Origin of the sequence: Nonomuraea indica (assembly GCF_002850745.1) — a bacterium.
GTDB classification, from domain to species: domain Bacteria; phylum Actinomycetota; class Actinomycetes; order Streptosporangiales; family Streptosporangiaceae; genus Nonomuraea; species Nonomuraea indica.
The window spans coordinates 30,909-48,656 of record NZ_KZ559470.1; the positions used below are offsets into that span (position 1 = coordinate 30,909).

General features: G+C 73.2%; 21 protein-coding genes. 17 read left to right on the forward strand and 4 right to left on the reverse strand.

The genetic code is table 11. From position 1 onward, the window contains the following. Positions 1-86 precede the first annotated feature (86 nt). Positions 87-1,190 carry a S1 family peptidase gene (locus CXR44_RS14950; protein WP_245899169.1) on the forward strand — a complete coding sequence of 368 codons (1,104 nt, stop codon included), beginning with the start codon at positions 87-89 and terminating at the stop codon, positions 1,188-1,190. 117 nt (positions 1,191-1,307) lie between these two features. On the opposite strand, the gene CXR44_RS14955 is transcribed toward CXR44_RS14950, so the two are convergent. After that, positions 1,308-2,174, reverse strand: coding sequence for a TetR/AcrR family transcriptional regulator (locus tag CXR44_RS14955; RefSeq protein ID WP_101786659.1), 867 nt, complete (start codon positions 2,172-2,174; stop codon positions 1,308-1,310). A gap of 55 nt (positions 2,175-2,229) precedes the next feature. On the opposite strand from CXR44_RS14955, the gene CXR44_RS14960 reads away from it, so the two are divergent. From CXR44_RS14960 to CXR44_RS14985, 6 genes are all read left to right on the forward strand, one after another. Next, positions 2,230-3,993 (forward strand): right-handed parallel beta-helix repeat-containing protein, encoded by a 1,764-nt coding sequence (locus tag CXR44_RS14960; RefSeq protein WP_101786660.1) that lies wholly within the window; start codon positions 2,230-2,232, stop codon positions 3,991-3,993. Between the two features lie 105 nt (positions 3,994-4,098). Continuing rightward, on the forward strand, positions 4,099-4,911 hold the full coding sequence (locus tag CXR44_RS14965; protein WP_101786661.1) for a Clp protease N-terminal domain-containing protein: 813 nt from the start codon (positions 4,099-4,101) through the stop codon (positions 4,909-4,911). 166 nt (positions 4,912-5,077) lie between these two features. After that, complete coding sequence (locus CXR44_RS14970; RefSeq protein WP_101786662.1) at positions 5,078-5,278, forward strand: DUF4236 domain-containing protein; 201 nt, start codon at positions 5,078-5,080, stop codon at positions 5,276-5,278. Positions 5,279-5,341: 63 nt separating this feature from the next. After that, positions 5,342-5,530, forward strand: coding sequence for a DUF4236 domain-containing protein (locus tag CXR44_RS14975; protein ID WP_101786663.1), 189 nt, complete (start codon positions 5,342-5,344; stop codon positions 5,528-5,530). A gap of 89 nt (positions 5,531-5,619) precedes the next feature. Next, positions 5,620-6,501 carry an N-acyl homoserine lactonase family protein gene (locus CXR44_RS14980; RefSeq protein WP_101786664.1) on the forward strand — a complete coding sequence of 294 codons (882 nt, stop codon included), beginning with the start codon at positions 5,620-5,622 and terminating at the stop codon, positions 6,499-6,501. 8 nt (positions 6,502-6,509) lie between these two features. Next, positions 6,510-6,974 (forward strand): MarR family winged helix-turn-helix transcriptional regulator, encoded by a 465-nt coding sequence (locus tag CXR44_RS14985; RefSeq protein ID WP_101786953.1) that lies wholly within the window; start codon positions 6,510-6,512, stop codon positions 6,972-6,974. 81 nt (positions 6,975-7,055) lie between these two features. Here CXR44_RS14985 and CXR44_RS14990 read toward each other — a convergent pair whose 3' ends face one another. Further along, positions 7,056-7,496: an Lrp/AsnC family transcriptional regulator gene (locus tag CXR44_RS14990; RefSeq protein ID WP_101786665.1), complete on the reverse strand. Its 441-nt coding sequence runs from the start codon at positions 7,494-7,496 to the stop codon at positions 7,056-7,058. A gap of 80 nt (positions 7,497-7,576) precedes the next feature. Here CXR44_RS14990 and CXR44_RS14995 point away from each other — a divergent pair, with 80 nt between their 5' ends. The 7 genes from CXR44_RS14995 to CXR44_RS15015 all read left to right on the forward strand — a co-directional run bounded on the left by CXR44_RS14995 (position 7,577) and on the right by CXR44_RS15015 (position 11,741). Next, positions 7,577-8,332: an AzlC family ABC transporter permease gene (locus CXR44_RS14995; protein ID WP_245899170.1), complete on the forward strand. Its 756-nt coding sequence runs from the start codon at positions 7,577-7,579 to the stop codon at positions 8,330-8,332. Next, positions 8,325-8,651 (forward strand): branched-chain amino acid transporter permease, encoded by a 327-nt coding sequence (locus CXR44_RS15000; RefSeq protein ID WP_101786667.1) that lies wholly within the window; start codon positions 8,325-8,327, stop codon positions 8,649-8,651. The genes CXR44_RS14995 and CXR44_RS15000 overlap by 8 nt, the downstream gene beginning before the upstream one ends. 68 nt (positions 8,652-8,719) lie before the next feature. Further along, complete coding sequence (locus tag CXR44_RS38900) at positions 8,720-8,908, forward strand: hypothetical protein (RefSeq protein WP_144069967.1); 189 nt, start codon at positions 8,720-8,722, stop codon at positions 8,906-8,908. A 145-nt stretch (positions 8,909-9,053) separates the two neighbouring features. Continuing rightward, positions 9,054-9,185, forward strand: coding sequence for a hypothetical protein (locus tag CXR44_RS41690; protein ID WP_281260278.1), 132 nt, complete (start codon positions 9,054-9,056; stop codon positions 9,183-9,185). 63 nt (positions 9,186-9,248) lie between these two features. Next, on the forward strand, positions 9,249-10,022 hold the full coding sequence (locus tag CXR44_RS15005) for an alpha/beta hydrolase fold domain-containing protein (protein ID WP_245899171.1): 774 nt from the start codon (positions 9,249-9,251) through the stop codon (positions 10,020-10,022). Further along, a complete protein-coding gene (locus CXR44_RS15010; protein ID WP_245899211.1) occupies positions 9,908-10,345 on the forward strand; it encodes a PIG-L family deacetylase in 438 nt (145 codons plus the stop codon). The genes CXR44_RS15005 and CXR44_RS15010 overlap by 115 nt, the downstream gene beginning before the upstream one ends. 235 nt (positions 10,346-10,580) lie before the next feature. After that, positions 10,581-11,741, forward strand: a complete 1,161-nt coding sequence (locus tag CXR44_RS15015; protein ID WP_180903430.1) for an alpha/beta hydrolase — start codon at positions 10,581-10,583, stop codon at positions 11,739-11,741. A 767-nt stretch (positions 11,742-12,508) separates the two neighbouring features. Here CXR44_RS15015 and CXR44_RS15020 read toward each other — a convergent pair. Further along, the gene (locus tag CXR44_RS15020) at positions 12,509-13,933 is read right to left on the reverse strand and encodes an FAD-binding oxidoreductase (protein WP_101786669.1); all 1,425 of its coding nucleotides are present in this window, start codon (positions 13,931-13,933) and stop codon (positions 12,509-12,511) included. A 166-nt stretch (positions 13,934-14,099) separates the two neighbouring features. On the opposite strand from CXR44_RS15020, the gene CXR44_RS15025 reads away from it, so the two are divergent. The 3 genes from CXR44_RS15025 (at position 14,100) to CXR44_RS15035 (ending at position 17,415) form a co-directional block, all read left to right on the forward strand. Continuing rightward, a complete protein-coding gene (locus tag CXR44_RS15025) occupies positions 14,100-15,686 on the forward strand; it encodes a sensor histidine kinase (RefSeq protein ID WP_245899172.1) in 1,587 nt (528 codons plus the stop codon). Between the two features lie 31 nt (positions 15,687-15,717). Then, positions 15,718-16,377 carry a response regulator gene (locus tag CXR44_RS15030; RefSeq protein ID WP_101786670.1) on the forward strand — a complete coding sequence of 220 codons (660 nt, stop codon included), beginning with the start codon at positions 15,718-15,720 and terminating at the stop codon, positions 16,375-16,377. 534 nt (positions 16,378-16,911) lie between these two features. Beyond that, on the forward strand, positions 16,912-17,415 hold the full coding sequence (locus CXR44_RS15035) for a MarR family winged helix-turn-helix transcriptional regulator (protein ID WP_245899173.1): 504 nt from the start codon (positions 16,912-16,914) through the stop codon (positions 17,413-17,415). A 122-nt stretch (positions 17,416-17,537) separates the two neighbouring features. On the opposite strand, the gene CXR44_RS15040 is transcribed toward CXR44_RS15035, so the two are convergent. Then, positions 17,538-17,738 carry a hypothetical protein gene (locus CXR44_RS15040; RefSeq protein WP_101786671.1) on the reverse strand — a complete coding sequence of 67 codons (201 nt, stop codon included), beginning with the start codon at positions 17,736-17,738 and terminating at the stop codon, positions 17,538-17,540. Positions 17,739-17,748: the final 10 nt, after the last annotated feature.

Below are 17,748 nucleotides of genomic sequence, written 5' to 3' on the forward strand. Positions count from 1 at the left end.
GATGACCTTTGACATCTAGCCGGATCCATACCAGCCGATAACTTGACAGCACCCCCCACAAAGGAGTGCACATGTGGAGTAAGCGCATGGGTCTGGTAGGCGCCACCATCATGGCCGCCTGTCTGGCCACCCCCCTCACCCCTGCCGCCGCAGACCCCGCTCCCCAGGCAACCGCCCCGCCCGGCATGATCGACGCGCTCGAACGCGACCTCGGCATCTCCGAGCAGCAGGCCGTCCAGCGGCTGGCCAACGAGCAGCGCGCGGCCGTGGCCGAGTCGCGGCTCAGCACCACGCTCGGCTCGTCGTTCGGCGGCGCGTGGCTGAACGAGGACGCCTCCAAGCTGATGGTCGCCACCACGGACGCGGCGGCCGCTCCCGGCATCGAGGCGCAGGGCGCCACGCCGGTCGTCGTCTCCCGCTCCCTGGAGCAGCTGAACGCGATCAAGGGCCAGCTCGACCGGGTCGCGGAGCAGGCCAGGACCGGGGCGACGCTGTGGTACGTCGACGTGGCGGCCAACAGCGTCGTCATCAACGCCCCCACCCAGGAGGCCGGTGACGCCCTGGCCGCGGCGGCCCGCGTCGACCGCAACCTGGTCCGCGTGCAGGTGAGCGCCGAGAAGCCGCAGCCGTTCATCAACATCATCGGCGGCAGCGCCTACTACATCGGCTCGAGCCGGTGCAGCGTCGGCTTCTCGGTGACGCGCGGCTCCACCCCCGGCTTCGTCACCGCCGGTCACTGCGGCAGGGCCGGCTCCCGGACGACCAACCCGACGGGCACCTTCCAGGGCTCGTCGTTCCCGGGCAACGACTACGCCTGGGTCGCCGCTCCCGGCAACACCCCCACGCCGTACGTGCGCGGCTCCGGCGGCGCGATGGTGACCGTGCGCGGCTCCCAGCAGGCCTCGGTCGGCGCCTCGATCTGCCGTTCCGGCTCGACCACCGGCTGGCGCTGCGGCATCATCCAGCAGCACAACGCCACCGTGACCTACCCGCAGGGCAGCGTCTACGGCCTGACCCGCACCAGCGCCTGCGCCCAGCCGGGTGACTCCGGCGGCTCGTTCATCTCGGGCAGCCAGGCCCAGGGCGTGACCTCCGGCGGCTCCGGCAACTGCAGCGTCGGCGGGACGACCTACCACCAGCCGGTCAACGAGATCCTGGGCGCCTACGGGCTGACCCTCACCACCGGCTGACCCGGGCCGTCAGGCCCTCCTCCGCAGCGTGTCCGGCACCCGCCGGGCACGCTGCCCTTTTGCACGCCGTCCCGCGCCGCGCCACGCCGCGCCGCGCCGTCCTTCGCCTCCCGCCCGTCATTCAGGGGACGACCTGCGCCGCCGGTAGGCGCGCTGGCGGCAGGCGGCCGAGCAGTACGCGCGGGGCCGCCCGGAGGCGGGCCGCTCCACAGGGGCGCCGCACTCCGGACACCCCGCGATTTCGTCACGCGTTTCGTAACGTTGTTGGATGAGCAGTTCGACGCCGTCCAGGAGCCTCGCCAGGCCGAACCCGAACGGGTCGACCGGCCGGTCGTAGGCGCCCGCCTCCCACAGCCGGGTGATCGTCGGATAGTCGCCCAGCCGGTCGAACAGCGTCCCACGCGCGCCCCACCACTCCGCCTCGCTCACCCCGCTGCTGCGCTCGGTCTCCGCCGCCTCCACCAGCAGAGACGCTTCGGCGTCGACGAAGCGTGAGACGAGGCCGACCACGGCGACCACCTCGGCCGGGGCCAGGCCGGTGCCGTCGAGCGCGCCGAGCATGCGCTCGTAGTGGGCGACGCCGTTGGGGCCGGGGACGTGACGGGATCCGCGCACCTCGGCCAGCCACGGATGGCGCCGGCGCAGCTCCCAGCTCCGGCGCGCGCACGCCTCCAGCCGCTCGCGCCACCCGCCCTCCCCCGGCCGGCCGTCCTCGGCCGGCTCGCCCATGACCGCGTCGCGCATCAGGTCGACGAGCTGGTCCCGGCCGGGCACGTGCCGGTAGAGCGACATCGTGGTGAAGCCGAGCCGGTCGGCCACCTTCCGCATGGACAGGCCCGCCAGCCCTTCGGCGTCGGCCAGCTCCACGGCCGCCCGGACGATCCGGTCCAGGCTCAGCCCCGTCCTCGGCTCCGCGTCCGCGCCCCGCCGCCGCCACAGCAACTCCACCACGCGATCGGGATCGGCCGCCTCGTCTCTCACCATGTTTATGGTATATACCTTGTGTACACCGTAAACACGCACGATCGAGGGGATCCTCATGCCTGAATTATTCGTCGCCCCCGACGGGGACGATTCGGCGCCCGGCACGCTGGAGCGACCGTTCGCCACCCTCGACCGCGCCCGCCGCGCCGCGCGCGGCCTCACGGGCGAGATCACCGTCCGGTTGCGGGCGGGCACGCACCTGCTCACCGCGCCCCTGGAGCTGACCGCGGCCGACTCGGGCCGCGACGGCCACCGCGTCGTCTACGAGCCCCACGGGTACGGCACGGCCGGGCAGGAGAAGGTCGTGATCAGCGGCGGCCGGACGGTCTCCGGCTGGCGGGAGCGGAGCGGCGCGTGGTCGGCCGACGTCGGCGACCTCGACACCCGCCAGTTGTACGTCGACGGCCGCCGGGCCGAACGCGCCGCGATCGACGGCCTGCCCGGCGAGGTCTCCATGACCGAGACCGGTTACCTCACCGCCGACGCGACGCCGCTCGGCTGGCACAGCCCCGCCGACGTCGAGTTCGTGCACCGGGGCGTCTATCCGTGGACCGAGGCCCGCATCGGCGTCGCCTCGGTCTCCCGGGACGGCGACGGCCGGACGGTGATCAGCATGGCGCAGCCGGCCTTCGGCCGTGCCCTCGACCTCTACAACTCCACCTGGGAGGGCCGGACGTCCCGGGGGCCCGGCCTGCCGACCCGCGTGGAGAACGACGCCGCGTTCCTCACCGAGCCCGGCACGTTCGTCCTCGACCGTTCACGCCCCGGCCACCACGTCCTGATCTACCTGCCGCGGCCGGGCGAGCGCCCGGACCGCACCCACGTGGTGGCGCCCGCTCTGGAGACGCTGGTGCGGGTCCTCGGGGCCCGCGACGTCACGTTCCGCGGATTGACGTTCGCCGACGCCACCTGGCTGCGGCCCGGCGGTCCCGACGGGTTCCTGCACTACCACGGGAGCGGTTTCCACGTCGGCGGGCCGGTCGACACCGTCGCGTTCGGCGAGGGGGCGTCGGTGACCGTGCCGCAGGAGATGGTGACGATTCCCGCGTGCGTGACGTTCGAGGAGGTGTCAGACGTACGGGTCGAGGGCTGCCACTTCACGCGGCTCGGCGCCACCGCGCTCGGCGTGTCCGGCGGCGCCGGCGTCACGGTGCGCGGGTGCGACTTCGACACCCTGGCGGCCGGGGGTGTCGTCGTCACCGGTGGTCAGGGCGTCCTGCTGGAGGACAACCTGGTGCGGCACATCGGCCTCGACTACCCCGGCTCCCCCGGCATCGCGCTGACCGGCACCGAGCGGTGCACGGTGGCGCACAACCACGTCGCCGACGTGCCGCACTGCGGGATCGTCGCCGGGCCCGGCCGTGGCACCCGCATCGTGGGCAACCTCACCACCGGCACGATGGGCGCGCTGGCCGACGGCGGCGGCGTCTACCTGGCCGGCCCGCAGGGTGGCTCGCTCGACGACGCCGCGGTCGTCCGGGGCAACGTCATCCAGGACACGCGCACCCCGTACAACTTCGGCCTGTACGCCGACTACGGCGCGTCCTGGGTCATCATCGAGGAGAACGTGGTGGCCCGCGCGGACAGCACGGCCATCCTGCACGTGTCCCCGCCGCTGGAGAACGTCGTCTTCCGGGGCAACTTCTGGGACGCCGACCCGGTCGGCGCCGACGCCCCGCCGGCCGGGGTCGTCTACGAGGACAACACCACGATCGCCGGCGCGTCCGACCTCGCGGCCGCCACAGCGGAGCTCCGATCCCGCGCGGGCCTCCTCACCCCGCGGCCCACCGCCCTCCGAGCCGAGGCAGCGACCGTCTGACGAGCACTCCCCGGCGGCCAGGCACAACCGAACCTCGGGCGGGCCTGGCCGGCGGGGCACCATCACCCTTTCCATGTAACCCCTCATGGGGTTATGCTCGGGGTTATGCCGAAGATCAACGTCTACCTCCCCGACGACCTGGCCGAGGCGGTCAAGGAGGCCGGCGTGCCCGTCTCCGCGGTCTGCCAGCGGGCCCTGGAGCAGGCCGTGCGCCGGATCACCGCCATCCGGCAGACCGCGCTGACCGATCTCGACCTCGACCAGCCGACCGGCTCGCTGGCGTACCTGACCGCCCGCGCCCGCGCCGTGCTCGGTCTGGCCGTCGAGCGCGCCCGCGCGGACGGCGCGCCGGTCGTCGGCACCGGTCACCTGCTCGGCGGCCTGCTGGCCGAGGGGACCAACCTGGCGCTGCACGTCCTGCGCGCGATCGAGGTCGAGCCCCGGACGGCCGAACGACACCTCGCCCGGCAGCCCGTCGCCGAGGGTGACGCCCCGGCGGACGGAGACGGACCGAGACTGAGCGTCCCGGCGGCGGCCGCGCTGGAGTTCGCCGTCACGGAGGCGACCTCGCTCGGCCACAACTACATCGGCTGCGAGCACCTGCTGCTCGGGCTGGCCGCCGAACCCGACGGCACAGCCGGGCAGGTGCTGCGCGCGCTCGGGGCGGAGCCGCGGCCGGTGCGCCGGGCCGTGGTGGCGGCCCTGGCCGGCTACGTGCACCTGCGCGCCCAGACCCGGGCGGGGGCGGGCGCGGCGGGCGGAGAGCCAGGCGAAGACACGGGCGGCGGGACCGGGGGATCCGCCCAGCCGCCCGCCGCGCCCGCCGCCCTGGCGGCGGCCCTGCGCGCCGAGCTCAGGCCACTCGTCGAGCGGATCGAACGCCTCGAGCGGCACGCGGGCCTGCCGGCCGGGGACTGACCGGAGGTGCGCGGGCCCGGCGAGAGGGACGCCCGGTCACGGGCGGCGGCCATCCTCCACGTCCTGCTCCTCGCCCTCCTGGTGGCGATCGTGGTGTGACGGCCACGGAACCGGGGCGGCCGCCCGCTCGTTGTGCCAGGGGAAGCGCGATGCCAGAGGAGGGGACATGGGCTGGCACTACCACAAGTCGATCAAGCTTGGGCCGTTCCGGATCAACCTGTCGCGGCACGGGGTGAGCCACAGTTTCGGCGGCCGCGGGCTGCACGTAACCACCACCCCCGACGGCCGCCGCCACGTGTCCGTCCGCCTGCCCGGGGGTTTCCACGTGACCAGGTCGTTCGGCCGCAGGCGCCACCGCCATTACTGAACCCGATATATCTCGGTTCTCCGGGGTAGCTGATCCTCGTTCCGCACTCATGGAGGAAGAACGATGGGCTGGAGCTACCGGAAGTCGATCAAAATGGGGCCGTTCCGGCTGAACCTTTCCCGGGGCGGCGTCGGCCACAGCTGGGGCAACCGCCTGTTCCGGGTCACCCGCAACGCCGACGGCCGCCGCACCCTCGCGGTCAACCTGCCGGGCGGGTTCCACTGGCGCAAGACCACGAGCGGCCGTTCCTGACCGCCGCGTGAGAGAGGGCCGCGGGCATCCGCGGCCCTCTCTCACCTCCAATAGATGACACAACATAGATGTCGTGTAATATAGATGCCATGACGAACACGAGCCCCATCAAGCAGGTCTCCATGCTCAGCACCGGTTCGGTGTCGATCCACCCCGAGCACGTCGCGGCGACGCGCAAGCCCCTCTACTGGTGGCTGTTCACCTCACGCCGGTGGACCCCGCCGCTGCCGATCAACGTGTACGTGGTCGAGCACCGCGAGGGGCTGGTGCTGTTCGACACCGGCCAGGACCGGGCCTCGGTCACCGACCGCGGCTACTTCCCCGGCGGGGTCACCGGCGTGATGTACGACCGGCTGGCCCGCTTCGAGATCGCTCCGGAGCAGACCCTCACCGCGCAGCTCGCCGCCCTCGGCCACGACATCCGCGACATGCGCATGGCGGTGCTCTCCCACCTGCACCAGGACCACATCGGCGGGCTGCGCGAGCTGGCGCACGCCGAGATCGTGGTCAGCGGGCGCGAGTGGGCGAGCCTCGCCGAGCCCCTCCCCGAGCTGCGCGGCCTGCTGCGTTCGCACATCGACGTGCCCGGCCTGCGCTGGCGCCGCGCGGAGCCCGAGCCGCTGGGGGACCCGTCCATCGCGCCGTTCACGTCGGGTCACGACCTGTTCGGCGACGGAAGCCTGGTGCTGCTGCCCACCCCCGGGCACACCCCCGGTTCGCTGTCCATGCTGGTGCGCGCCCCCGGCCGGGCGCCGCTGCTCATGGTCGGCGACCTCACCTACGACACCCGGCTGCTGGAGGCGGGACACGTGCCCGGCGTGGGAGACCGGGGAGAGCTCGCCGACACCACGCGCATGGTCAACGAGCTGCGCGAGCGCCATCCCGGGCTGGCCGTCCTCGCCGCCCACGATCCGGGGGCCGCCACCGCCCTGGCCGCCGCGCGGGCCATGGCGGCGGCAGAGCGTGGATAATGACCTCCATGCGTCCGGCTGAGGAGTTCCGCTATCTCGTCCTGGCCGCGCAACGCGAGGGCAACCGGCTCCTCGGCCAGGCACTCAAGCCGCTCGGCGTCACCCCGTCGCAGGCCGAGGTGATCCGCGTGCTCGACGAGCGCCGCCGGCTGACTCTCAACGGGCTCGGCGAGCTGCTCGTCTGCGAGAGCGGCAACAGCCCGAGCCGGCTCGTGGACCGGCTGGTGGCGGCGGGGCTGGTGCACCGGAACGTCTCCGCGCACGACCGTCGGCACGTCGAGCTGTCGCTGACGGAGGAGGGCGCCCGGCTGGCCCGCCGGGTGACCGAGGTCGAGGAGCAGCTCTACCTCTGGATCGACGACCTGGCAGGCGGCGGAGACTTCGCCCAGGTCAACGCGTTCCTGCGGAGCTTCGTCCGCGACCTCCCCGCCGGGCGGGCGCTCGCCCTCCGGAGCGAGGACCTGACACCCTGAGCGTGGTCTCCGCGAGCGCGGCGGCGCACCCCGTGGCGCGCGGCGCGGCCCGGACCCGCCCCCGCTTCGGGGGCGCCCGGGTCAGCGGGCCGGTTTGACGTTCTTCATGGTGAAGCGCGAGGAGATGCCCCTGACGCGCGGGATGGTCATGACGTGCCGGGTGAGGAAGGTCTCGTAGGCGGCCAGGTCGGCGACCGCCACGCGCACGAAGTAGTCGGGGCTGCCGAACAGCCGGCGCAGCTCGACGACCTCCTCGGCCCGCGCCAGGGTCTGCTCGAAGTGCTCGACGGTCTCCGCGTCCTGGGTGTCGAGGGTGAGGTCGATCAGGACCTCGAACGACCGGCCCACGGCGCCGGGGTCGATGACCGCCCGGTAGCCACGGATGACGCCCTCGGCCTCCAGCCGCTGGACGCGCCGCAGACACGGACCGGTGGTGAGACCGACCCGCTGGGCCAGCTCGACGTTCGTCAGCCGGCCGTTCTGCTCCAGCTCGGCGATGATTGCTCTGTCCAGCGCGTCCATGCATAGAAGATTGCCGTATCAGCTCCTCGATGAGCAACATGTGCAACCATATGGCGCGGCTTCTGCGAGACCATGGTGCGGTGCAACCAGATATCTCCCCCCAGATCACCGCGCCGGCCGGCGGGTGGGCCCCGGTCACCCGGCGGCAGCAGATCGCCGCGGGGGTACGTGACTCCTTCTCCGCGGGGCTGGGGATCTTCCCGCTGGGCATCGCCCTCGGCCTGCTCGTCGTCCAGGCCGGCCTGCCCTGGTGGCTCGCACCCGCGCTGTCCCTGGCCGCGTTCGCCGGCTCCCTGGACCTGCTGCTGGTGGGCATGATGGCCACCGTCACACCGCTCGCCGCCGTCGCGACGACCGCGCTGGTGATCAACTTCCGGCACGTGTTCTACGCCTTCTCCTTCCCCCTGCACCTGATCAGGAACCCGGTGGCGAAGGCGTACGCCGTCTACGCGTTGATCGACGAAGCGTACGCCGTCAACGCCTCCCTGTCCGAGGCGGAACGCTCGGCACCACGGACGCTGGCGATGCAGATGGCCTGCCAGACCTACTGGGTGGGCGGCGGCCTGGCCGGCGTCGCCGTCGGCGCGGCCATGCCCGCGCCGGTCAAGGGACTGGAGTTCGCCCTGTGCGCCCTGTTCACCGTGCTCACCCTGGACGCTTTTCGCTCCCGCGGCCAGATCCCCGCGGTGCTGCTCGCCGGCGCGAGCGTGGCCGTCGCCCTCGCCGCCACCCCCGAGGTCGCCATGCTGACCGCGCTGCTGCTGTTCGTCGGCCTCCTGCTGGCCCGTCACGCGCTCACCGCCCGCCGGCCCGTCGCGGAGGCCGCCGATGCCTGACACCGCGTACCTGATCGCCGTCCTGGCGATCGTCTTCACCATCACCCTCGCCCTGCGCGCCGTCCCGTTCGCGGCCCTGCGGCCGCTGCGTGCCTCGGCGACCGTGCGGCAGCTGTCGGTGTGGATGCCGGTGGGCATTCTGGCGATCCTCGCCGTGACCGCCCTGCACGGCACCATCGCCGCCGACCCGCACGCGGCGCCGTACGCGCTGCTCGCGGTCGCCGTCACCGCGGGCGTCCACCTCGCCTCCGGCCGCCGCACGATCCTGAGCGTAGGGATCGGCACCGCCGTCTACGTCGTCCTCGTCAACGTCTTCTGACCGCCCGCTCCGTCCGGGTGCCCGGAGCAGCGTCGCGGGCCGGCGGCACGTCACACCGGGAGCCTGCGGTGCCCCCGCGAGGCCGTGACGGCTGCCTCGGTGTGAGCCGTCGCCGTGATCGCGCCGAACGCGACGAGCCGCACCAGGCCGGCGTCGGCGCGACCGCGCGCCGCAGGCCCTCCGGCCCCAGCGGCCCGACCGCGCGGGCCGCGTTCTCGATCGCCCCGCGCGGCAGCGAGGACCGGGCGTGGGGGTGAATGCGCACCTCGCGGTGCTCGCCTCGCAGATCACCGGGCAGCGCGACGAGGCGCCGCTTTACACTCGGTCCAACCTAAGCACTTACTCGACATATTTTTATGTATGACCTAAATTTTGGTCTATCATCTATCGAGTGGAGTGCGCGTGGATCTCCGCATCGGGCGGCTGGACCACCGTCTCGCCCGGCCGCCGGTACGGACCCACCCGACCAGCTTCGTCCCGGGCCCCGACTTCGGCGAGATCGTCGTCCAGCAGGTAGCCGGATCGCCCCGGTAAATCATCTCCTGGGGGTTCGACGGACCGCGCTCCAGCCGTACGACGAGCTGAAGGAGGACGTTCGTGGATATCCGTGCCACACCCGAAGAGATCGCCGCTGTCAGGGGCCGGCTCGCGTTGCTGGCGGACGGCGTTCCCGATCTGCCGGCCGACGCCGACACGACGCCGGCGCTGCCCAGCGCGAGCGTCCCGGCGGGGCGGTGGGTGAATGCCTCCGGGCGGTCCGCTGCCGACGCCGGGGTGCTGCTGTACGTGCACGGAGGCGGCTTCGCCCACACAGAGCCGCACGCCGAACGGCTGCTTGCCCACCACCTGTCCGTGGCGACCGGCCGCCCGGTGTTCGCGCTGGACTACCGGCTGGCCCCGGCACACCCCTTTCCTGCCGCGCTGGAGGACGTGCTGGCCGCCCATGACGGCCTGCTCGCCGCCGGGGCGCCGGAGGTGGTGCTGTTCGGCGAGTCGGCGGGCGGCACCCTGGTCCTGTCTGCCCTGCTGGCTCTCAAGGCCGATCGGCTGCCCCGAACCGTCGCGGTGTCACCGGTGACCGACCTGACCCTGTCCAGCCCGTCCCTGCGCACCAACGACGGCCTGGACCTGATCAACCGCACGGTGCTGGAGCAGGTCTGCGCCCAGTACCTGGCCGGCGCCCCTGCCGACGAGGCGCCGCAGTCCCCGCTGCACGGCGAGCTCGGCGGCCTGCCACCCCTGCTGTTGGCCGCCGGATCGGCAGAGGTTACTTCCTCGGCTTCGTCGACTCCGGCCCGACCGAGCCGCCGGCAGAGGGCTGCTTCGCCGCGATCGCGCTGGAGGAGGCGGCCGTACGGCTGGCCACGCTGATCCGCGAGTTCCGCCCGCACGTCGTCATCACCTACGACGAGACCGGCGGCTACCCGCATCCCGACCACATCAGAACCCACGAGGTCACCATCGCGGCCTTCGACGCGGCGGGCGACCCCGGCCGCTTCCCCGAGGCAGGGCAGCCCCGGCAACCGGCCAAGCTCTACTACCACGGCGCCCTGTCCCGTGCGTGGTTCCCAGACGATGCACGACGCGATGACCGCCCGCGGCCTGGACTCCGGCATGCGGGACCGGGCCCTGCTCGCGCACGCCACCCAGATCGACCCGGATGGAGGTTTCATGCGGCACGACAGGAACGTTGAACGCGACGTGTGGCCCACCGAGGACTATCACCTGGCCCGCTCGCACGTGCCGGTCGACCTGCCCGAGAACGACCTGTTCGCCGGCGTGCGCCCCACCCGTTGAACCTGCTGATCTCCGGTGCCGGCTCCCGCAGGTGGCGGTGCACCAGGCGCAGTACCGCAGGGCAGTTCCTTGATCAACATCCCGGCGCCTCGTTCTTGACCTTGACGTGGCGTCATGGTTTTTCATGAAGCCATGAAGATCCGCAGTGATCGGCGCCATGGCGTTGCACGTGTCCCGCGCGGCAATCTCGACCTGGCCTATGTGCGGGCGGGACGGCGAGGGGCGACGCCCCTGTTGGTGATTCCAGGAGGACCGGGGATGGGCTCGATCCTCCCCTATCGCCGACTCCGGCGTATGGCCGCGGGCCAGGGCTTCGATGTGATCATGGTCGAGCATCGGGGCGTCGGTTTCTCCCGCCGCGACCGTGCCGGTGTGGATCTACGGTGGGATGATCTCACCGTCACCGCGGCGGTCGAGGACCTCGTGGCGGTGCTCGACGCGTGCGCTGTGGACCGCGCCGTCGTCTATGGCACCTCCTATGGCGGCTATCTCGCGCAGATGCTCGGTGCCGCCCACCCGCAGCGCGTGGCCGCCATGGTGCTCGACTCCACCTACGCCTCGGTTGACGACTTCGATCTCTGCCGGGCGTACCTGCGCCGGTTGTTGTGGGACGGGGACGACCCTGCGGCCAGAGGCGTGGCGGCGGCGCTACGCGCCCTGGTCGAGGCGGAGAAGGTCACGGATGAGGAAGCGGCCGTCGTGGTCCCGCTCGTCTACGAGCTCGGCGGGGTTCCCCTTCTGTCCAAGCTGCTCATGGCAGTGGGCAAGGGCAGGCGCCGGCTCTGGGATCGGCTGGCCACCCTGGTCACCGGCGAGCTGACTCGGGTACGCCCTTACGTCATGGAGTTCGACCTCGCCGGAGTGATCTACTTCCGTGAGTCCTACGCGCAGAAGCCGGACGGCCGCCCCCTGGACCCCGCGCTCCCCTACGCTTCCATCGCTGACCGCTTTCCCTCCTTCATCGGCGAACCCATCGACGCGCCCGCCGCCCTGCGGAGCTTCACCTGGCCTGTCGCCGTGGTGTCCGGAGCCAGGGACCTGCGCTCCGTACCGGCTGTGGCGCAGCGGATCCGCGACCTGACTCCCCACGGCGTGCTCGTGCCCTTCGACGGGCTGGCGCACAGCATCCTGGACAACCATCCCGCCGCGGCGCTGGCCATCGCCCGGCAGGTGACAGAAGAGGATCTGCACCTGCTACCTGCGCGGACGGCCCGACTGGCTGCCCTCCGTGGCCGTGGCAAGGCGGCACTCGGTGCCCCGCTGCTGAGCCTCTCACTAACCGGGAGCGCTTGAGACCAGCGCAGCAAACGGGCACCGGGAGCACGAGACAGCAGGTGGACGCCTCGTGCTCCGGTCACCGCGATGTGAATCGCCCCGGGTCCGGTGGAGACGTGATCACTTGAGAGGACCGAGTCCATGCCAGGCAAGTCTCCCTATCCTGCCGAACTGCGCCCGCGCACCCCGCCGCCGCACGGCCTGCCGCCCGCCCGCCGTCCGGGCGTGCGGCGTGGGCGGGTCCCGAACGGCGGCGAGACCACGGGCCGCCCACAGCACCGCCCGAGCGCCGTACTTGACCATCGGCCGTCGTACCGGAGCCGCGCCGCCGCCCCAAGGACGAGAGCCTCGACGGACCGGCCCTACCGCTACTCGGCTCTCACGGCATCCCTCGGACAGGCGCGACGCTCAGACCCGGAACCCTCGCCGGGTGATCAGGCAAGAAGAAGATGGGATGCTTCGGTGGTGATCAATGTCAGAAAGGGCCTTGTCCTGCTGGCGCTGGGAGGGGCGTTGGCGCCGGTGTACGCGGCACTCGACTACGTGGCCATCCAGATGGGGGAAGAAGCGCTGCATCGGGGCTCGGAGCGGGAGGGGGGTGTCCCGCTGAACGATCAAGCGGCTGCCTGGAGGGGTTCTGGTTCGCGTTCGAGGAGAGCCATCCGGCCGCTGGCGGCTGCGTCACGGTGACCGGCGTGCCGGAGAGCCCATCGGCGGCGCCGCCGTCACCGACGAGGCCGTGCCCCACCACGGAACGGTGCGGGCATGTCGCCTCCTCGACCGGATCAGGGGCGGGGCCGGGACGGCGGGATGTTGTGCACCCGGCCGAACAGGTTGTCCGGGTCCCACGCCGTCTTCACCCTGGTCAGGCGGGCGTGGTCGTCGCCGGTGTAGGCGTCGCGGGTGCGCGCAGGGTCGGTCAGGAAGTTCAGGAACGAGCCGCCGGTGGCGTGCGGGCGCAACGCCGCGGCCACCTCGCGCACACCCGCGGCCCGGTCCCGGCCGGCGTCGGCCGGGGCGGCCGTGGCGATCACCGAGAAGGGCACGTCACGGTGGCCGACCGGGCCGGCGTCCGGGGCGGGCCGGGCCATCGCCCCGCCCCAGTGCCGCAGCTCGATCGCCATCAGCCTCGACCCCGCGGCCTCCTCCCCCGGGCCGGTGTCGTCCACGGCCGCCAGGATGGTCTCGATCGCGTCGTCCGGGACCTGGCGCAGCAGGTCGAGGTGCTGCTCGACGGCCATCGGCGCGGGCGGCGGGCCGCCGAACGCCGGGACCGCCTCGGCGAACGTCATCGCGCCGAACCCGCCCGTCACCGCCGGTCCCGCGGCCTCCAGCAGCGGCTCCAGGTGCCGCCGCGCGCTGTCGGCCCCGCCCGCGTGGATGGCCCGCACCGCCAGCGCCCAGCCTCCCGGGCCGTCCGCCGTGCGCGGGGTGCGCAGGAGGATGACGGAGGTGTTCAGCTCGTCGGGTTGGGTCAGGGCCCACTCGCGGTAGCGGGCGAGCGTGCCCCCCGCTCGTCCGACCGGGTGCAGCGACATCCCCGCGTACACCTCGGCCACCGGGTACAGCCGGAACTCCAGCTCGGTCACCAGCCCGAAGTTGCCTCCCCCGCCGCGCAACGCCCAGAACAGCTCGGGGTGCTCGTCCGCGCTCGTGGTGACCGTCTCGCCGCCGGCGGTGACGAGCCGGACGCTCAGCAGGCTGTCCGCCGCGTAGCCGTACAGGCGTGACAGCCAGCCCGCGCCGCCGCCCAGCGTGTACCCGGTGACGCCGATCGCGGGCGTGCCGGAGACGGGGGCGAGGCCGTACGGGGCGCAGGCCGCGAGCACGTCGGACCAGAGGGCGCCGGCGCCGGCGCGGGCGGTGCGGCGATCGGGGTCGACGCGGACGCCGGCCATGCGTCCCGTCCTGAGCAGCAGGCCGCCGTCGGCGGGCAGGTGGGTTCCGTGGCCCGTCGACTGGACCGTGAGGGGCAGGCCGTGCTCGCGCGCGACGGCGACCGCCGCGCGCGCGTCTGCGGCGTGCTCCGCCTCGGCGACGACGGCGGGGCGGGGGTCGATGGCGCGGTTCCAGGCGAGCCGCGCGGTGTCGTAGCCGTCGTCGCCCGGCAGGTGAACGGGGCCGTCGAAGAGGTCACGCAGCTTTCGGTCGGCGGCGTGAGCCGTGCCGGCGGCGCTCCGCGACGGGGCGGGGGTCGTGATCGGATTCATGGATCCGATCGTGGCCGCCGGGCTGCTCCCGCGTCGTCCCACAGGCGGAGACACCTGAGGCTGGGCGCCGCGGGGTAGGCGCGGCGCGACTACTTCGGGGGGAGTATCTCCGGAATCAGACCGTGGTGTGACGCCATGGGGGGCGCGACGGCTTAATGTGCAGAACGTGAGTTCTGAGCGTTCCCCCGCCACGGCCCCGCCCGCCAGCCCCGCCGACCCGCCACGGCCGCCGGCCGAGCCCGGGCGCGCCCTCACACACACGCGCCCCGAGGCCGGGCAGGCGACGACCGAGGCACGGCAGGGGCACACCCGGACCGACCACCCGGGCCTCGGGACGAGGCAGGCACGCCCAGAAGTCGGCCCCACGACCACCGACACGAAACCACCACGCCCCGAGACCGGCCACACGACCGCCGAGACCCGGGCACGCCCGGAGACCGGCGACGCGGCCGACGCGATGCGGCGGGCACGCCCGGAGACCGGCGACGCGGCCGGCGCGATCCGGCGCGTGCTGAGCTTCCGCAACGCGATGCCCGTGCTGATGATCGCCGGGCTGCTGGAGGTGGGGGCGCTGTCGTCGCCCACCACGCGTCCCCTCGATTATGTGCTCGTCGTGGTGGGTTCGCTGGCGCTGCTCGTCTGCAGGCAGGCGCCGCGCGTGGCGCTGGCCGTCGCGACGGGGTGCATGCTGCTCTACTCGGTGCGCGCCGACCCCGGACCGCCAGCGACCTTCCCGGTGCTGGTCGCCATGTTCGCCGCCGTCGCGACGCGCCACCGGCTGGCCGCCGCGGCGGCGGCGGTCGCGTTCCTCGGCGGCGAACTGGCCACCGGGCTGGCCGCCGCCTCCGGCCGGGCCACGCAACCGATGCTCGAGGGGACGGTCCTGCTGCTCGGCTGGTTCATGGCCGCCGGGGTCGCGGGCATCGCCGCCAGCAACTGGCGCGCATACCTGCAGCAGGTGGAGCAGCGGGCCGCCGACGCGGAGCGCACCCGTGAGGAGACGGCGCTGCGGCGCGCCGGCGAGGAGCGGCTGCGCATCGCCAGGGAGCTGCACGACTCGCTCACCCACAGCATCTCCATCATCAAGGTGCAGGCGGGAGTGGCCGTCCACCTGGCGCGCAAGCGCGGCGAGGAGGTCCCGCACGCGCTACTGGCCATCCAGGAGGCGAGCGGTGAGGCGATGCGCGAGCTGCGGGCGACCCTGGAGGTGTTGCGCGACGACGCCGGCGACCCGCCGGGCAGCGGGCTGGACCTCCTCGACGACCTGGTGAAGCGGGCCCGCGACGCCGGCCTCCCCACCACGGTCACCATCGACGGCGAGCGCCGGCCGCTGCCGGCCGAGGTGGACCGCGCCGCCTACCGCATCGTCCAGGAGGCGCTCACCAACGTGGCCCGGCACGCCGGACCGGCGTCCGCGTCGGTGCGGGTGGGCTACGGCGCCGACAGCCTCCTCGTCCAGGTGGACGACGACGGCCGCGCCTCCCCCGACGCCCAGCCGGTGCCCGGCGTCGGGCTGCTGGGCATGCGCGAACGGGTCGCCGCGCTCGGCGGGCGTCTCGAGGCCGCTCCGCGCTCCGGCGGCGGCTTCACCGTACGCGCCGACCTACCCCTTCCGGCAGCCGTCCGGCCCGCCTCCGACCCACCTGCCTCCGACCCGCTGACCGGTCACCGGCTGGAGCACGGCCGGAACACCACCGGGCACACCGGCAAGAGCCCGTCCGCGCCCCTGCCCGCCTTCGAGGAGACCGCGTGATCCGGGTCCTGCCCGCCTTCGAGGAGATCGCATGATCAGGGTCCTGCTCGCCGACGACCAGTCGCTGATCCGCGCCGGCTTCCGCGCCCTGCTGTGCGCCGAGGAGGACATCGAGGTCGTCGCGGAGGCCGCCGACGGCGCGCAGGCCGTGGCCCTGGCGCTGGAGCACCGGCCGGACGTGGCCCTCGTCGACGTGCAGATGCCGGTGATGGACGGCATCGAGGCGACCCGGCGGATCGCCGCCGACGAGCGGCTGAGCGACGTGCACGTGGTGATCCTCACCAACTACGGCCTGGACGAGTACGTCTTCAACGCGTTGCGGGCGGGCGCGTGCGGGTTCATGGTCAAGGACACCGAGCCGGCCGACCTGCTCCAGGGCGTGCGCGTGGCGTCCCGGGGCGACGCCCTGCTCTCCCCGTCCATCACGCGCCGCCTCATCGCCGAGTACGTCGCCCGCAGGCCCGAGCCGCACCCATCAGGGCTGGAGGCACTGACCAACCGGGAGCGGGAGGTCACGGCGCTCGTCGCCCGCGGCCTGTCCAACGACGAGATCGCCGCCCACATGGTGATCAGCCCCACCACGGCCAAGACCCACGTCAGCCGGGCCATGACCAAGCTGCACGCCCGCGACCGCGCCCAGCTCGTCGTCCTCGCCTACGAGACCGGCCTGGTCACCCCCCGGAGCCGCTGACCCACCACAGCGCACCCGGCCAGGCCCGGTGACCCACCGCAGCCCACCCGGCCAGGGCCGACCGCGCGCTCGGCCGGGCGGGTCCGGGCAGCCGCGAGGAGGCAGGCGGGGCACGCAGGGTCGGTCCTCCCCCCAAGGACGCGCCGCGGACGCGACTCCCCAGGGGTCGCTCGTCCGCGAAGGAGGCAGGCCAGGCGCAGCTCGCACGCAGGGTGGATCCTCCCCCAAGGACGCCCCGCGGACGCGACTTCCCAGGGGCCGCTCGTCCGCGAAGGAGGAGGCCGGGCGCGCGGCTCGCACGAAGAGCGCCCCTCTTCGAAGAGGCACCCCCGACGCTGCTCGCACGAAGAGCGTTCCTCTCTCGAGAAGCACGCCCGGCCCAGCTCGAGAAGCACGCCCGGCCCAGCTCACCTTGAGAAGCACGCCCGACGCTGCTCGCAGGAAGGCCGCTCGTCCGCGAAGAGGCAGGTGCGGTTCGCCGGGAGGCGTCGGGGGAAATGGCGCGCCGGGCGTGGTCCCCTAAGATCCTGGAATGTGAGTGACGTGGCCGGCGAGCGGGACCCCATCGACGTGATCCTGGAGCAGTGGCGGCGCGAGCGGCCCGACCTGGATCTGTCCGCCATGGGGGTCTTCGGGCGGCTGGCTCTGGTGACGCGCAGGGCGGAAGCGTCGGTGGACCGGGTGTTCGCGGGTCATGGCCTGCGCCACGGTGAGTTCGACGTGCTGGCCGCGCTGCGCCGCTCAGGCCCGCCGTACACGGCCATCCCGTCGGAGCTGTCGGCGGCGCTGATGATGTCGCGGGCGGGCATGACCAACCGGATCGACCGGCTGGAGGCGGCCGGGCTGGTCGAGCGGAGCCTCGACCCGGCGGACCGGCGCAGCTTCCGGGTCACGCTCACCGCCGAGGGCCGCCGCGTCATCGACGCGGCGATGACCGACCATGCGGCGACCCTTGCCCGGCTCACCGCGGGCCTCGCGCCCGAGGATGCCGAGACCCTCACCCGTATCCTGCGCTCCATGCTCACCCCTTCCCCCTGACTCCGCTCACCTCGGCGATGGCGTCCGCCGACGCAGATCACTGTCACGTCGGGGATGGCGTCCGCCGGTCGGGGTGCCGTGACGGTCGCGGTGGGGTGCGGCGGCTGGGTGGGTCGCCGTCGTCAGCGAGGTGAGCGCCGTCGGCGCAGCGCACCGGCCACGGTGAGCCCGACGACCAGGGTGACCGTGCCGATGGCGAGCCAGGCGGGCGATCCGCCGGTGAGCGGCCGGCAGTCGGCGACGCACAGGACGGGCCGGATGCGCAGCAGGTCGGCGCCCAGCAGCGTCCCCACGACGATCCGCGCGACTGTACGCCACCTCATGGCTCCACCC

Bases quoted from the DNA above. Each gene is read 5' to 3' on its own strand.
- CXR44_RS14950 (WP_245899169.1), top strand. From the start codon at position 87: ATGGGTCTGGTAGGCGCCACCATCATGGCCGCCTGTCTGGCCACCCCC.
- CXR44_RS14955 (WP_101786659.1), bottom strand. From the start codon at position 2,174: ATGGTGAGAGACGAGGCGGCCGATCCCGATCGCGTGGTGGAGTTGCTG.
- CXR44_RS14960 (WP_101786660.1), top strand. From the start codon at position 2,230: ATGCCTGAATTATTCGTCGCCCCCGACGGGGACGATTCGGCGCCCGGC.
- CXR44_RS14965 (WP_101786661.1), top strand. From the start codon at position 4,099: ATGCCGAAGATCAACGTCTACCTCCCCGACGACCTGGCCGAGGCGGTC.
- CXR44_RS14970 (WP_101786662.1), top strand. From the start codon at position 5,078: ATGGGCTGGCACTACCACAAGTCGATCAAGCTTGGGCCGTTCCGGATC.
- CXR44_RS14975 (WP_101786663.1), top strand. From the start codon at position 5,342: ATGGGCTGGAGCTACCGGAAGTCGATCAAAATGGGGCCGTTCCGGCTG.
- CXR44_RS14980 (WP_101786664.1), top strand. From the start codon at position 5,620: ATGACGAACACGAGCCCCATCAAGCAGGTCTCCATGCTCAGCACCGGT.
- CXR44_RS14985 (WP_101786953.1), top strand. From the start codon at position 6,510: ATGCGTCCGGCTGAGGAGTTCCGCTATCTCGTCCTGGCCGCGCAACGC.
- CXR44_RS14990 (WP_101786665.1), bottom strand. From the start codon at position 7,496: ATGGACGCGCTGGACAGAGCAATCATCGCCGAGCTGGAGCAGAACGGC.
- CXR44_RS15000 (WP_101786667.1), top strand. From the start codon at position 8,325: ATGCCTGACACCGCGTACCTGATCGCCGTCCTGGCGATCGTCTTCACC.
- CXR44_RS15015 (WP_180903430.1), top strand. From the start codon at position 10,581: ATGAAGATCCGCAGTGATCGGCGCCATGGCGTTGCACGTGTCCCGCGC.
- CXR44_RS15020 (WP_101786669.1), bottom strand. From the start codon at position 13,933: ATGAATCCGATCACGACCCCCGCCCCGTCGCGGAGCGCCGCCGGCACG.
- CXR44_RS15030 (WP_101786670.1), top strand. From the start codon at position 15,718: ATGATCAGGGTCCTGCTCGCCGACGACCAGTCGCTGATCCGCGCCGGC.
- CXR44_RS15040 (WP_101786671.1), bottom strand. From the start codon at position 17,738: ATGAGGTGGCGTACAGTCGCGCGGATCGTCGTGGGGACGCTGCTGGGC.